The following is a 13051-nucleotide window of genomic DNA, read 5'->3' on the forward strand; positions in this document are numbered from 1 at the left end:
GATCGATTTTGTGGTCAGTAAAGGCTATCGCGCACTCTCGCCGGTGCTTCCCGGTCGTACGTCTCGGCATCGAACTGCCCATCGTTCAGCCGCTTGTGAAACGCCCCTGCCGTCGGCAGGGCAGAGCGGTCGAGGAAGTTCTCAGGATTCCACAAGTCCGAACGCACAATCGCTTTCGAACAATGGAAATACGCCGCTTCCACCGTCACCAGCATTACCGTGCGCGCCGGTTTGCCATTAACGGCAAAACTCTCCAGCAACCCGGGCTCGGCGCTGATCTGCGCCGTGCCGTTGACCCGCAACGTCTCGCCGATCCCCGGAATGATGAACAGCAGCGATACCCGCGAGTCGAGCACGACATTGCGCAACGTGTCGATGCGGTTGTTGCCCGGGCGATCCGGGATCGCCAGGGTGCGCTCATCGATGATCCGCACGAAACCCGGCATATCGCCGCGCGGCGAGCCGTCCATGCCGTCGGGGCCGACCGAGCTGATAATCACCAGCGGCGAGGCGCGGACCATCGCCTGATAGTCCTCGTTCAAAAACGGGATCTGCTTGCGCACCGCGCGCTCATGGGGCAGGCCGTAGATCGCTTCCAGCGCTTCGATTGAATTCAACATTCGTTCATCCCTCCATGAATCAGAAAACCAGTCCCATCCGTCGTTCGTAACCGATCCGGCCCTTGTACGCTTCGCCGCTGTCGACAAAACCATACTTGGCATACAGCGCGATGGCCGACTCATTGTCGGCATCCACCGACAACTCCAGCCCCTTGATCTCTGGCCAGGCCTGGCGCGCAACCTCGGGCAGGGCTTGCAGGCAGGCTTTGCCATAACCTTTGCCCTGGGCACGGTGATCGACTTGCAGGGCGTGCAGGGTGGCGCTGTGTTCGTCGGCCCAGGCCGGCAGTACCGGCGGGCGCTTGAGCAGCAGGAAGGCCACCGGAACCTCTTCGGCCAGCAGGGCAAAGCCTTTGACGCCTGGGCCCGGTTTGGACAGCAAGGTGTGCAATGCACCGTGGATGTCACCGGAGAATCTGATTTGTTCGGCGTGGATTTCGATGGCCTCGACCTGTTGGCGCTGCAAGGCGTTCAGGCTTTCGTAAGGCACGAGTCGGGCAGTCACTGGAGTGTCCTTTTTCCAACGGAAATGAGCCTTGGATTCTAGCGAGTTTGCCTCCATGGATTATTTTTATTTCTGTTGTCGATTTGGCTTTTCGCCAGACGACTAAAGGCGTCTTCAACAAAAAAACATGGAGAACCCTCATGAATGCTCATACACAAATCCATAACTTGATCGAGAACTACCGCCAGGCAGTCATCGCCAAGGACGTGGAAAAAGTCATGGCCCTGTACGCCGACGACATCGTCTCTTTCGATGCCGTCAAAGCCCTGCAATTCAAGGGCAAAACGGCCTACCGTGCGCATTGGCAGGAATGCCTGGAGATGTGCCCCGGCCCGCATATTTTCGAGTTTCACGAGATCGACATTGTGCCGTCGCAGGAGATCGCTTTCGCTCACTGGCTGGCGCATTGTGGCGGCACCAATGAAAAGGGTGAAACCCAGGCGTGCTGGATGCGCGTCACCGCGTGCTATCGGCAGGAAGCGGGGCTCTGGCAGATCGTCCACGAACACTGGTCGGCTCCGTTCGACATGACCAGCGGCGCGGCTCTGTTCAACCTGGAACCCTGATGGTCGGGCGGTTTATCGGAAAGCAGCGCCAAAGCGCCAATCGACAGCCATAGTTGATCAGTTCGGTCACGGTAAAGCCGACTGAAATGGAGAGTCCCATGAAGTATTTATGCCTGGTCTACAGCAACGAGCACGAGCTGCACTCGCTGCCCGAAAGCCCCAACGACGCCGAGTGCATGGCCTATGCCGAGTCGGTCCAGGGCAGCGGCCGGATGATCGCCGCCGAAGCGCTGGAGTCGGTGCAGACCGCAACCACCGTGCGCATGCGCAACGGCAAAATGTCGATCACCGATGGCCCGTTCGCTGAAACCAAGGAGCAGTTGGCCGGCTTCTACCTGATCGATGCCAAGGACCTCAATGAAGCCCTCCAGGTCGCCGGTAACATCCCGGCGGCCCGGGTTGGCTGTGTCGAGGTGCGGCCCGTTCGCCAGTTGAATGTCTGAATAACAATCACAACAGGAGTTCTTTTATGAGTGTGCAATCTGTCCAGCGAAAAATGGCCCCAGGCATGCCGGACTGATGCCGGGCGAATCGGTACGGGCGCAAGTCGAGCAGGTTTACCGCGACGAATCACGGCGAATCCTGGCGACCCTGATCCGTTTGCTCGGCGATTTCGACCTCGCCGAAGAGGCGCTGCACGAGGCGTTCTTCGTCGCGGTCGAGCGCTGGCAGCGCGACGGCGTGCCGGACAATCCGCGCACCTGGCTGGTGTCCACCGGTCGTTTCAAGGCCATTGATGTGTTGCGCCGGCGCGCGCGTTTTAACGCGTCCCGGCCGTTGTTGATCGCTCAACTGGAGGCGCTGGAGCAGGCCGACTGGAGTGACGAAGACGTGGAAGACGATCGCCTGCGCCTGATCTTCACCTGTTGTCACCCGGCACTGGCGGCGGACGCTCAAGTGCCGCTGACCCTGCGCGAAGTCTGCGACCTGACCACGGAAGAAATCGCCCGGGCATTTCTCTCGGCGCCGGCCACCATCGCCCAGCGCATCGTGCGGGCGAAGGCCAAGATCCGTGACGCGAAAATCCCTTATCAAGTGCCCACCCTGGCGGAATTGCCCGAGCGTCTCGACAGTGTGTTGCGGGTGATTTACCTGGTGTTCAACGAAGGTTATTCGGCGTCCATCGGCAGCGAACTGATCCGTGAAGACCTGACGCGCGAAGCGATTCGCCTCGGTCGGTTGTTGATGGAGTTGTTGCCTGAGCCGGAGGTAATGGGGCTGCTGGCGCTGATGCTGTTGCATGAGTCCCGGCGCCCGGCCAGGACCTCCGCGAGCGGCGAGCTGATTGTGCTGGATGAACAGGATCGCTCGTTGTGGAACGCCGAGTTGATGGCCGAAGGCTGCGCCTTGATTGAGCGGGCGCTGACGACGCGGCGCTTCGGGCCTTATTGCCTGCAAGCAGCGATTGCCGCGGTGCATGCCGAAGCACCCACGGCGGCAGAGACGGACTGGCCGCAGATTGTCGGTCTGTATGACGTGCTGCTGCGGGCGGTGCCGTCGCCGGTGATCGAACTGAACCGCGCAGCGGCGCTGGCCAGGCGCGATGGCCCGCAGGCCGGGCTGACCTTGATCGAAGGGATTCTGGCCCGGGGCGAGTTGCAGGATTACCACTTGGCACATTCGGCGCGGGCAGAGTTTTGCCGGCAGTTAGGCAGGGTGGAAGAGGCGCGGGCGGCGTATCAGCGGGCGCTGGAATTGACGCAGCAGGTGCCGGAGCGGCGGTTTATCGAGGGACGATTGCGCGAGTTGGGATGATGTGATCTTGCGGACCTTCATTCCAGCATCTTGCTCAATAACCAACTCCCCGCCGGCCCCGGCGGGTGCAGGCGTGACCACAGCGCATCGACATACACCGGTTTCGGCCAGCCGCGCACCTGCAGTTCCACCAACGAACCGGCCCCAAACCGCCCCACCAGCCATCGTGGCAACGGCGCCCAGCCGAACCCGCCCTGGGCCATTTCCAGCAGCATCAGGTAACTCGGTGCCGACCAGACGCGCCCCTTCGCGCGGCTTTCATACGGATTGACGATCGTTGCCAGACGCAGTTCGCGGTGCTGCTGCAGCACGTCCTGATCAATTGCGCTCAGCGTCGCCAACGGGTGCGAGTGGGACACGAACAGGGCGATTTCCGTGCGCTCGTCCACCGTCGAACTGACCAGATCCGGCGGGTAGCTGTCCTGCATCTCGGCGAAGGCGACATGCGCGCGGCCGCGTTGCACCAGTGCCACCAGGTCATCGCATTCGGCGATCAGGCATTCAAGTTCGAGGTCCGGGTAACGCTGCTCGAAAGCACTGAGCGCCGCTTCGAAACGGTCGGACTGGTAAGTGTCGGAAATCGCCACGGTCAGCTTTGGCTCGACGCCTTGGGACAGTTGGCTGGCGGTCATTTCCAGACGGCTGGTGGCGGCCAGAATCTCCTCGGCCCGTTGCAGCATGACGTGCCCGGCCGGGGTCAGGCTCGGCTTGCGGCTGCTGCGGTCGAAGAGGACAAGGTTCAGGTCGATTTCCAGGCTCGCCACGGCGGCGCTGATGGTCGACTGACTGCGCCCGAGCTTGCGCGCTGCGGCGGAAAACGAGCCTTGAGTCGCAGCTTCTACAAACGCCAGCAACACTTCGTGGGAAGCCATGAACTATCGCCTTGATCGATGGTTATTGGTTATGAAGTATCGGTGTGATGGCAGATCATGGCAACCACAGTCACTCAGGGAGTCTGGTCATGAACGCCAACAAATCCATCACTGAACGAATTCTCCAGGCCATCGGTTTCGAACTGCTGGCGATATTGATCTGTACCCCGCTACTGGCCTGGGTCATGGACAAGCCCATGCTGGAAATGGGCGTGGCAACCATGGCGATTGCCGCCCTTGCCCTGGCCTGGAACGTGGTCTTCAACGGGCTGTTCGACCGCTTGCTCAAGCGCTTCGCCGTTGTGCGTAACGCCTGGGTCCGCGTGGTCCATGCGTTGTTTTTTGAAGGCGGTCTGGTCGCGTTCGGCGTGCCGTTGATTGCCTGGTGGTTGAAGATCAGCCTGTGGCAGGCGTTTCTGCTGGACATCGGCGTGCTGCTGTTTTTCCTGCCGTACACCTACGTGTACCACTGGGGTTACGACGTGCTGCGGGAGCGGTTGATGATGGCTCGTGCAGTTCGCTAATGGGAGGGCTCCTTTGTGGCGAGGGAGCTTGCTCCCGTTCGGCTGCGTAGCAGTCGTCATCCGGTCACCGTGTTCTATCTGAAGCATTGCGATGGCAGGTTTTTGGGTCGCTTCGCAACCCAGCGGGAGCAAGCTCCCTCGCCACAGGGAATCTTTATTACGCCGACTAGAACAGCTTGGTGAACAACCAGTACAAACTGCCCGACAAAATAATCGCCGCCGGCAAGGTCAGCACCCAGGCCATCAGCAGGTTGCGGATGGTCTTCATCTGCAAGCCGCCACCGTTGGCGACCATGGTCCCGGCCACCCCCGAAGACAACACGTGAGTGGTCGACACCGGCAGGCCGAACATGTCAGCAGCGCCGATGGTCAGCATCGCTACGGTTTCGGCTGAGGCGCCCTGAGCGTAGGTCAGGTGGGTCTTGCCGATTTTCTCACCGACCGTCACCACGATGCGTTTCCAGCCGACCATGGTGCCCAGCCCCAAGGCGATGGCCACCGCGATCTTCACCCACAGCGGAATGAACCGCGTGGCGTTGTCGATCTGTTGCTTGAACAGCTGCAGTTTGCCGGTGGTGTCGGCGTCGAAATTGCCGACCTTGTTTTTGTCCATCAGGCGAATGGTTTCGCTGGTCAGGTACATATCGTTGCGCACGTTGCCCATCGCTTCGGCCGGGACTTTCGACAGCGAGCCGTAACCCTTCACCTGTGCGCCGATGCTGCCAGTGAGGGCGGCGAGGGCAGGGACCAGTTGCGGCGTGGCTTGCTTGCTGCGCACGTAATCGGACAGCACCGGGCGCGGATCAGCCGGCGCTGGCAGTGGCGCGCTTTTGACCAGCGCTTGCTGGGTGACTTCGGCCACGGCGGCGAACTGCAAGGCCTGATCAGCCGGCATGGTGCGGTTCAGCGCATACGCCATCGGCAGCGTGCCCACCAGAATCAGCATGATCAGGCCCATGCCTTTCTGGCCGTCGTTGGAGCCGTGGGCGAAGGACACGCCGGTGCAGGTCAGAATCAACATCCCACGAATCCACCACGGTGGCGGGGTGTCGCCCTTCGGCGCCTTGTACAGCGCACGATTTTTGACGAAGGCGCGCAACGCCAGCAGCAACAACGCGGCAAACGCGAAGCCGATCAGCGGCGACAGCAGCAACGCGTAACCGACCTTGGTCGCCTGGGCCCAATCCACGCCACTGGTGCCGTCGCGGCCATGCATCAAGGCATTGGCCACGCCGACGCCGATGATCGAACCGATCAGGGTGTGCGACGAAGAGGCCGGCAAACCCAGCCACCAGGTGCCGAGGTTCCACAGGATGGCGGCGATCAACAGGGCGAAGATCATCGCGAAACCGGCGGAGGATCCGACCTGCAGAATCAGCTCCACCGGCAACAGGGCGATGATGCCGAACGCCACCGCGCCGCTCGACAGCAACACCCCCAGAAAGTTGAAGAACCCGGACCAGGCCACTGCAAAATTCGGCGGCAAGGAGTGGGTGTAAATCACCGTCGCCACGGCGTTGGCGGTGTCGTGAAAACCGTTGACGAACTCAAAGCCCAGGGCAATCAGCAGTGCCACGCCCAACAGCAGAAACGGCGTCCAGGTGGTGACCACCGTGCCGAGTTCGCTCATGTCGTGCATCAGGCTGTAGGCGGTGAACAGCAACCCGCTGCCCAGCACAGCAAAGAACATCACGAAGGTGAGCAGGCTGGGCTTTTTATCGAGCTGCGGCCTGGCGCTGCTGGCGGGCGCCTGGGAGGCGGCGGTGAAGGAAGGCGTCATGCCGGATAATCCTGAGCAGAGAAGGAGTATCGGCCATGATCGTTGCTAAATATTACAGTGAGGCTGCGCTGGGTCAGTGTTTGGTTTTTTTGTGATGCCAGATGCTAAGGCAGGCAAACACCTGTGGCGAGGGAGCTTGCTCCCGTTCGGCTGCGAAGCAGTCGTCAAATAGGTAACCTCGTTTTATCTGAAGAAATCGGGTTGCAGGATTTGGGGTCGCTTCGCAACCCAGCGGGAGCAAGCTCCCTCGCCACAAGGTATCGGTGGGGTCGAAGGATTCAATAATCGCGCCGCTTGCGAAACGCCCAGCGTCCGGCAATCAGGGTAAACGTCGCAACCAGCGCCACCAGAATCCAGAACCCCTCCGGGTCACCGGCAAGCGGCACCCCGCCGACGTTCATGCCGAAGAAACCGGCAATGATGTTGATCGGCAGCGCCAGCACCGTGACCACGGTCAGGGTGAACAGCGTGCGGTTGCTTTGTTCGTTGAGGTTGGCGGCGATTTCTTCCTGCAATAGCTTGATCCGCTCACCGAGGGCGGTGAGGTCGTTGATGATCAGCGCAAACTCCTCGGTGGATTTGCGCAGCTCCTTGACGTCCTCCTTCTGCAACCATTGCGGCGGGCGATTGAGCAGGCGCAGCAACGAGCCCGGCTCCAGCGCCAGCAACCGTTGCAGACGCACCAGCACCCGGCGGTTGGCGCCCAGTTCGGCGCGGTTGGTGGACAGGCGTGACGACAGCAATTCATCTTCGATCTGATCGACACTGAGGCTGGTCTTGCGCACGATCTGCGTCAGCACTTCGCCCTGATCGCGCAGCAAATGCACCAGCAATTCCAGCGGTGAGCGAAAGCATTCACCGGCCTTCACCGAAGAGCGCAGCTTGTCCACCGAGTGCAGCGGTTGCAGGCGCGCGCTGATGATCAGTCGACTGCGGGCACAGACCCACAGCGTTGAGACATCCGAGGAAACCATGCTGCTGAGGTTGAACACCACGTCGTTGACCACCGCCAGCAACGCCGAATCGACATGCTCGATGCGCGTTGAACGGGACCCTTCATGCAAGGCTTCGAAAAACTCGTCGGGCAATTCCAGGTGGCTTTTCATCCAGCGCTCGCACGCCGCATGGGCCAGGTTCAGGTGCAGCCAGAGAAACTCATCACTGTCGTCCGGTTGTTGCAGGCAGTGCAGTGCCTTGGCCGAATCGATCTCTCGACCGCGCTCGCCGGGGCGAAAACTGAAACCGTAAAGCAGGCCGAACAGGTCGGAATCGCGATGGCGTTGGTCAATGCTGTGGTTCATGAAGTCTCGCTGCGAGGAGGCGCCTGTCGCGGGTTTCACAGGTTCACTTGAGCCCCATCATTGCAAGCGCTCATGACGGTTTTGTGACGGCGAGGTGTACGCAAACGATTGCGATACCGATGGTCGGATTCTCCTCAAGAACTGCTCTGGAACGCCGATCACGCTTGAGTTACGTTTGCGCGCCTTCGGCCAAGGGCCAATATGGCAGACAGGGATGTCCGGATACTTTTCACGCCTTCATCAGCGTGCCTCATTCCTGTTTCGAGTACTTCCCGATGTCTTTGCAAAAGTCCCTTCGAGCACAAATTCTCGCCCTGTTGAGCGGCAGCCTGTTGGCGATGTTGCTGATCGCTTTGGCCAGCTTTCACTTTCTGTCCAACGGTGTTCAGAGCTACGCGAATCTGATCGAAGGCCCGTTGCGCACCTCGCAATTGATCGATGAAGCCAACCTGCAATTCAAGGTGCAGGTTCAGGAGTGGAAAAACGTCCTGCTGCGCGGCAAGCAACCCGCGGACCTGGATAAATACTGGAAGCAATTCGAGGACGGCCAGCGCAACGTGCAGGGCATTCTGGGCGAGCTGGCCGGGCAGAAGGGTATCGAGCCGCAACTCAAGACCCGCATCGAACGTCTGCGTGAAGAGCATCGTCTCCTGGGGGCGGCCTATCAGAAGGGGCGTGATGCCTACGTGGCGGCGGGTGCCGACCCAACGGCCGGTGACAGCGCGGTCAAGGGCATGGACCGTGCTGCCAGCGAGCAGATGAATGAGCTGGTCAGCGAGCTGCGCAAACAGGGCAGCGAGCAATCGAAGTTGATCAGCGCCAGCGCCGACCGCACCGTGTTGCTGGGGATCGTGGTGATGCTGCTGTCGGGTGTGCTGATTGGCCTGTTAAGTCTGTGGCTGGTCAACCGCAACCTGGTGGAGCCGATCCGCAAACTGATCGACTACGTGGCGCAACTCAGCCAGGGCCGGTTCGCTGAACGTGTAGCCAGCACCCGTCAGGATGAGTTGGGCAATCTAGCCAGGGCCGCCAACACCTTGCGCGATTTCCTCGCCGAAACCTTCAACCGTTTGCAGCGCAGTGCGTCCGATCTGGACAGCGCCAGCGGTGAGCTGAACTCGATTGCCGGCCTCATGGCCAGTGGCACCAACGAGCAGTTCAACCGCACCGATCAGGTGGCCACGGCGATGAACGAGATGTCCGCCACCGCGCAAGAAGTCGCGCGCCACGCAGCCGAAGCGGCACGTGCGGCCGACGATGCCGATCAGTCCGCCCAGCAGGGCGAGAAGGTCATGCAGGGCACTATTCACACCATCACCCAAATGCGTGGCGAAATCGCCAACACCGCCACGGTCATCCGTCGTCTGGAAGAAGACAGCGGGCGCATCGGAAAAGTGTTGGAAGTGATTCGCGGCATCGCCGAACAAACCAACCTGCTGGCGCTCAACGCAGCGATCGAAGCGGCCCGTGCCGGTGAAGCGGGGCGCGGTTTTGCGGTGGTCGCCGATGAAGTGCGCAGCCTGGCCCAGCGCACGGCGGCGTCGATCATCGAGATCAACCAGATCATTCAAACCGTGCAAACCGGTGCGGTGGATGCGGCCCAGGCCATCGAAAGCGGCCAGTCGCGCAGCGAGCAAAGCGTCGAGCAAGTCACCCAGGCCGGCGCCATGCTCGAGCGGATCACCCTTGCCGTGGAAGCCATTCGCGACATGAACCGCCAGATCGCCACCGCCGCCGAGGAGCAGACCTCGGTGGCCGAAGACATCTCGCGCAACCTCACCGAAATCACCAGCATCGCCAGCACCAACCTGGACAACGTGCAGCGCACCGAAGCGGCCAGCCACAACCTGCACGGGTTGTCGGGGCAGTTGAATGAAGTGACGGCCCGGTTGAGCGCCTAGTGAAATGGACTGTGTACCGATTCGGTTACCGAGTCGGTACACAGTCGCTCTCAAGTACGTGTCGCGCCTGACGATGACGGAAGTTACCCAAACTGCATATTGGATAACTCCCATGGTTAGCATCAGCTCCGTTTCGATCAACCAGACCCTGTCGATCTCATCAAGCCAGGTCTCGATCAGCGACAGCACCGAAGACACTACCGTCGCGGCCACTACCGAAGCATCCAGCGACACCACCAAGGTTGCCGCCGGCGGTGCAGCCGCGTCGAGCGAAAGCAGCTCCAGCAACAGCGAATCCGATACGGTGAAGGAACTGCGCAAGCAGCTCGCCGAACTGCAAAAGCAATTGCAGGAACAACAGCAGCAACTGCAAGCGGCCCAAGCCAAGCAGGAAAGCACCGAAGCCAAGGCAGCGGAGGTCGCGGCAGCTCAGTCGCAGATTGCGGCCACCTCGGCTTCGATGCAGACGGTGACGGCGGCGTTGTTGCAGGCGTTGCAGGATGAGGGTGGCAGTACGTCGGGTTCGGTGGTCAGTACCACCGCTTAAGTCTTGGGGGGCAGGCTGAAGGTAAACGTCGTGCCCTGCGGCTCGGTCGATTCCACCTCCAGTTTGCCGCCATGGGCCTGCGCAATCTGATTGGCAATGTACAACCCCAGCCCGAGGCCGGCCTGCGGTGTTCCGCCGGTCGGTCGCGAGTAGGGCTGGAACAGATGCGGCAGCGCATCCTCGGCAATCAGCCCGTGGTTTTTCACGCTCAATAAGAAGTGCCCTTTCTTGACCTGCGCACTGACCTCGACCGGGCCATCGGGGGCTCCGTGGACAACGGCGTTGGCTAGCAGGTTGGACAGCAACTGCGCGACCCGTTCGCGATCGCAGTGAATGTCGCTCAGGTCGCCAATCGACGACTGAATGATGCGCTTGGGGTGAATGCTCTGGATCTCGGCAATCACATGCCGCAGCACATCCCCCAAGTCCGGGCATGGTTCGATACTCACCGGGATGCCGCGACCCAGTGACCCCCGCGCAAAGTCCAGCACATCGTCGACCAGTTTGGTCGCACGCCGGGCGCTGGTGAGGATATGCCGCGCCCGTTGCTCATTCGCCGGGTCTTTGAGTTTGCGCAGGAGCATTTCGGCACCGGCGCTGATGGCGAACAAGGGGTTACGCAGATCATGACCGAGCACGGCGATGAACTGTTCGCGCAGTTCGGTGGTTTTACGTTCCTTGATCGGCGCCGCTTCGGTCCGTTGCAGGTTTTCGTCGGCTTCGATTTGCAGCGCCAGCATCCGGGCGAACGATTCCATGGTGCTCTGGATCGTGCTGGACTTGAGCGGCGCAGGATCAGGATCGAGGGCGCAGAGGGTGCCGAAGAAGCGCCCGTCGGTGCGAAATACCGGCACGGCAATGTAACTTTCGAAGGGATGATCGCGGCAGAGCGGGTCTTCACTGACCTTGTCGATGACCACTGACTGCTGGCCCCGGCGAATTTCGTCGCTCAGCGTGGAGACCAGCTGCAGTTCATCGCCCACTTGCACGCCGAAATCCAGTCGATCGAGCACCGCGCAGGCGATCCAGGTGTTGTCGATGACGCGGGCCACCGCCGCGAACCGCAAACCGGTCAACTCACCTATCACCTGAAGAACCACCGGCACCGCGCTGATCCGGCTGATCGTGGCGATGTCTGCTGCCGCTGTTTGCCCCATATCCCTGGTTCTCTGCTTCAACATGCTGAGTGGTGTTGAGGGATTCTAGCGGGCTTGCGTAAAAGGGCGCGACTTCGTTCATCACTTCAGCGATTTGCCTTACGCCGAACGCAAAAAAGCCGCACGACCCGAAGATCGTGCGGCTTTTTGCAGTGGAATCACTTGTCTTGTTTGTTGCTCAGGACCTTGCCGGTTTTGGCATCGACATCCACATCCCACTCGACACCTTTTTCATCGCGGATTTCCACCTGGTAGACGTAGGCACCCGTGGCTGTGTGCTCGAGTTCGGTATCGGTGATGTTGGCGGCGGTGCTGCCTGGGTGTTCAGCGAGGGCGGCCCGATTGAGTTTTTGCATGTCCAGAATGGTGCCATCCTTGAGCAGACCCGGGATCAAGTCCGGGCGAACATCCGCCTGGGCCAGGCCAGCGGTGAGGGTCAGGGCGGCAGCGGTGAACAGGGCAGTTAAGGTTTTCATCGGTTCATTCCTTGGGGTATTTGTTTAAGCGGGTGAGCTGTTTAAGTGAGTTCAGATTAATCGCCGCAACTTAACTCACCCTTAAAACGCCACCTTCGATTGCGTCGTTTGTTCAATTGCCTGCCGGCGCCAGCTTTCATGCTGAACCCTCGATCAATGGAGGTGAACATGAAACTCATCGTTGCCGGGTTGTACGCGCCGCTGTTCTGGGGCGGATTCATCGGGGCAGGATTGTGGCTGGCGGGGGAGTCGACGCTGTGGCTGTTGCCGCTGTTTCTCGCGGCGTTGGCGGTGGCGTTCGCCGCCGAATGGGCATTGCCCTATGAAGCCTGCTGGAACCTTTCGGCCGGTGATCGCCGGCGAGACATTCTGCATGCGCTGGTCAACGAGGCGTTGAATGCCGTGGGTCTGCTGGCATTACCGGGCCTGGTGGCGCTGTTGTCGTTCGACGGAGCATGGCCAAGGGTTGGCCGCTGTGGCTGCAACTGGCGCTGGCGATGTTCATTGCCGACGTCGGCATTAGCCTGATGCACTACGCCAGCCACCGGGTGCAATGGTTGTGGCGGCTGCATGCGGTGCATCACAGCGTTCAACGGCTGTACAGCTTCAATGGCTTGATGAAACATCCGCTGCATCAGTTGCTGGAAGCCTCGACGGGGCTGTTGCCGTTGCTGATGCTGGGCATCCCGTCAGACGTAGCGGCGCTGCTGGCATTCGCCATCGCCATCCAGTTACTGCTGCAACATTCCAATGTCGATATGCAGCTGGGGCTCTTGCGCTGGGTGTTCGCCTGGGCGCCGGTGCATCGCTTTCATCACATGAAGTATGGACGGGCCGGCGACGTGAATTTCGCCTTGTTCTTCAATCAGTGGGACTGGCTGCTGGGAACCGGGTTTTACACAAAGGATTATGAAATCCGTCAGGGCGACCTGGGCATCGGCAGCCGTCCAGACTTCCCTCGGGACTACATGGCGCAACTGCTGGACCCGTTCGGGCCGGAGTCGTTGAGCAAAGAACCCGCGGTGCCTGAGCCGTTGCGGCGTTGAA

13 protein-coding genes and 1 pseudogene are annotated in these 13051 nt (G+C 60.7%); 7 read left to right on the plus strand and 7 right to left on the minus strand.

Annotated features, from left to right (window positions below; genetic code table 11):
- Positions 1-14 precede the first annotated feature (14 nt).
- A complete protein-coding gene (locus tag AC1RO5_RS26995; RefSeq protein WP_493178637.1) occupies positions 15-620 on the minus strand; it encodes a pyridoxamine 5'-phosphate oxidase family protein in 606 nt (201 codons plus the stop codon).
- Positions 621-639: 19 nt separating this feature from the next.
- A complete protein-coding gene (locus AC1RO5_RS27000; RefSeq protein WP_028939395.1) occupies positions 640-1125 on the minus strand; it encodes a GNAT family N-acetyltransferase in 486 nt (161 codons plus the stop codon).
- Between the two features lie 140 nt (positions 1126-1265).
- On the opposite strand from AC1RO5_RS27000, the gene AC1RO5_RS27005 reads away from it, so the two are divergent.
- The 3 genes from AC1RO5_RS27005 (at position 1266) to AC1RO5_RS27015 (ending at position 3446) form a co-directional block, all read left to right on the plus strand.
- Complete coding sequence (locus tag AC1RO5_RS27005; protein WP_493178638.1) at positions 1266-1691, plus strand: YybH family protein; 426 nt, start codon at positions 1266-1268, stop codon at positions 1689-1691.
- A 98-nt stretch (positions 1692-1789) separates the two neighbouring features.
- A complete protein-coding gene (locus AC1RO5_RS27010) occupies positions 1790-2134 on the plus strand; it encodes a YciI family protein (RefSeq protein ID WP_493178640.1) in 345 nt (114 codons plus the stop codon).
- A gap of 76 nt (positions 2135-2210) precedes the next feature.
- Positions 2211-3446, plus strand: coding sequence for an RNA polymerase sigma factor (locus AC1RO5_RS27015; RefSeq protein WP_493178641.1), 1236 nt, complete (start codon positions 2211-2213; stop codon positions 3444-3446).
- A 17-nt stretch (positions 3447-3463) separates the two neighbouring features.
- Here the strand turns inward: AC1RO5_RS27015 and AC1RO5_RS27020 are convergent, their stop codons facing one another.
- Positions 3464-4318: a LysR family transcriptional regulator gene (locus AC1RO5_RS27020; protein WP_493178643.1), complete on the minus strand. Its 855-nt coding sequence runs from the start codon at positions 4316-4318 to the stop codon at positions 3464-3466.
- Positions 4319-4407: 89 nt separating this feature from the next.
- Here AC1RO5_RS27020 and AC1RO5_RS27025 point away from each other — a divergent pair, with 89 nt between their 5' ends.
- Entirely contained in the window at positions 4408-4842 is a 435-nt protein-coding gene (locus tag AC1RO5_RS27025; protein ID WP_493178644.1) for a multidrug/biocide efflux PACE transporter, read from the plus strand.
- A 166-nt stretch (positions 4843-5008) separates the two neighbouring features.
- On the opposite strand, the gene AC1RO5_RS27030 is transcribed toward AC1RO5_RS27025, so the two are convergent.
- Both AC1RO5_RS27030 and AC1RO5_RS27035 read right to left on the minus strand, forming a co-directional pair.
- Positions 5009-6622: an inorganic phosphate transporter gene (locus tag AC1RO5_RS27030; RefSeq protein WP_493178646.1), complete on the minus strand. Its 1614-nt coding sequence runs from the start codon at positions 6620-6622 to the stop codon at positions 5009-5011.
- Positions 6623-6900: 278 nt separating this feature from the next.
- Positions 6901-7923, minus strand: coding sequence for a transporter (locus AC1RO5_RS27035; RefSeq protein ID WP_019581436.1), 1023 nt, complete (start codon positions 7921-7923; stop codon positions 6901-6903).
- A gap of 275 nt (positions 7924-8198) precedes the next feature.
- Here AC1RO5_RS27035 and AC1RO5_RS27040 point away from each other — a divergent pair, with 275 nt between their 5' ends.
- Positions 8199-9824 carry a methyl-accepting chemotaxis protein gene (locus tag AC1RO5_RS27040; RefSeq protein ID WP_493178648.1) on the plus strand — a complete coding sequence of 542 codons (1626 nt, stop codon included), beginning with the start codon at positions 8199-8201 and terminating at the stop codon, positions 9822-9824.
- Positions 9825-9936: 112 nt separating this feature from the next.
- Positions 9937-10371 (plus strand): hypothetical protein, encoded by a 435-nt coding sequence (locus tag AC1RO5_RS27045; RefSeq protein WP_493178649.1) that lies wholly within the window; start codon positions 9937-9939, stop codon positions 10369-10371.
- Here AC1RO5_RS27045 and AC1RO5_RS27050 read toward each other — a convergent pair.
- Both AC1RO5_RS27050 and AC1RO5_RS27055 read right to left on the minus strand, forming a co-directional pair.
- Positions 10368-11528, minus strand: a complete 1161-nt coding sequence (locus tag AC1RO5_RS27050; RefSeq protein WP_493178651.1) for a GAF domain-containing sensor histidine kinase — start codon at positions 11526-11528, stop codon at positions 10368-10370. The genes AC1RO5_RS27045 and AC1RO5_RS27050 overlap by 4 nt on opposite strands.
- A 158-nt stretch (positions 11529-11686) precedes the next feature.
- A complete protein-coding gene (locus AC1RO5_RS27055; protein WP_493178653.1) occupies positions 11687-12004 on the minus strand; it encodes a PepSY domain-containing protein in 318 nt (105 codons plus the stop codon).
- Between the two features lie 168 nt (positions 12005-12172).
- On the opposite strand from AC1RO5_RS27055, the pseudogene AC1RO5_RS27060 reads away from it, so the two are divergent.
- A pseudogene (locus tag AC1RO5_RS27060) lies at positions 12173-13050 on the plus strand (sterol desaturase family protein).
- Position 13051: the final 1 nt, after the last annotated feature.

Source organism: Pseudomonas sp. GW822-FHT02G04 (assembly GCF_058802085.1).

Coding starts and splice junctions, on each gene's coding strand:
- AC1RO5_RS26995 (WP_493178637.1), bottom strand. CDS start 620: ATGTTGAATTCAATCGAAGCGCTGGAAGCGATCTACGGCCTGCCCCAT.
- AC1RO5_RS27005 (WP_493178638.1), top strand. CDS start 1,266: ATGAATGCTCATACACAAATCCATAACTTGATCGAGAACTACCGCCAG.
- AC1RO5_RS27010 (WP_493178640.1), top strand. CDS start 1,790: ATGAAGTATTTATGCCTGGTCTACAGCAACGAGCACGAGCTGCACTCG.
- AC1RO5_RS27015 (WP_493178641.1), top strand. CDS start 2,211: ATGCCGGGCGAATCGGTACGGGCGCAAGTCGAGCAGGTTTACCGCGAC.
- AC1RO5_RS27020 (WP_493178643.1), bottom strand. CDS start 4,318: ATGGCTTCCCACGAAGTGTTGCTGGCGTTTGTAGAAGCTGCGACTCAA.
- AC1RO5_RS27025 (WP_493178644.1), top strand. CDS start 4,408: ATGAACGCCAACAAATCCATCACTGAACGAATTCTCCAGGCCATCGGT.
- AC1RO5_RS27030 (WP_493178646.1), bottom strand. CDS start 6,622: ATGACGCCTTCCTTCACCGCCGCCTCCCAGGCGCCCGCCAGCAGCGCC.
- AC1RO5_RS27035 (WP_019581436.1), bottom strand. CDS start 7,923: ATGAACCACAGCATTGACCAACGCCATCGCGATTCCGACCTGTTCGGC.
- AC1RO5_RS27040 (WP_493178648.1), top strand. CDS start 8,199: ATGTCTTTGCAAAAGTCCCTTCGAGCACAAATTCTCGCCCTGTTGAGC.
- AC1RO5_RS27045 (WP_493178649.1), top strand. CDS start 9,937: ATGGTTAGCATCAGCTCCGTTTCGATCAACCAGACCCTGTCGATCTCA.
- AC1RO5_RS27050 (WP_493178651.1), bottom strand. CDS start 11,528: ATGGGGCAAACAGCGGCAGCAGACATCGCCACGATCAGCCGGATCAGC.
- AC1RO5_RS27055 (WP_493178653.1), bottom strand. CDS start 12,004: ATGAAAACCTTAACTGCCCTGTTCACCGCTGCCGCCCTGACCCTCACC.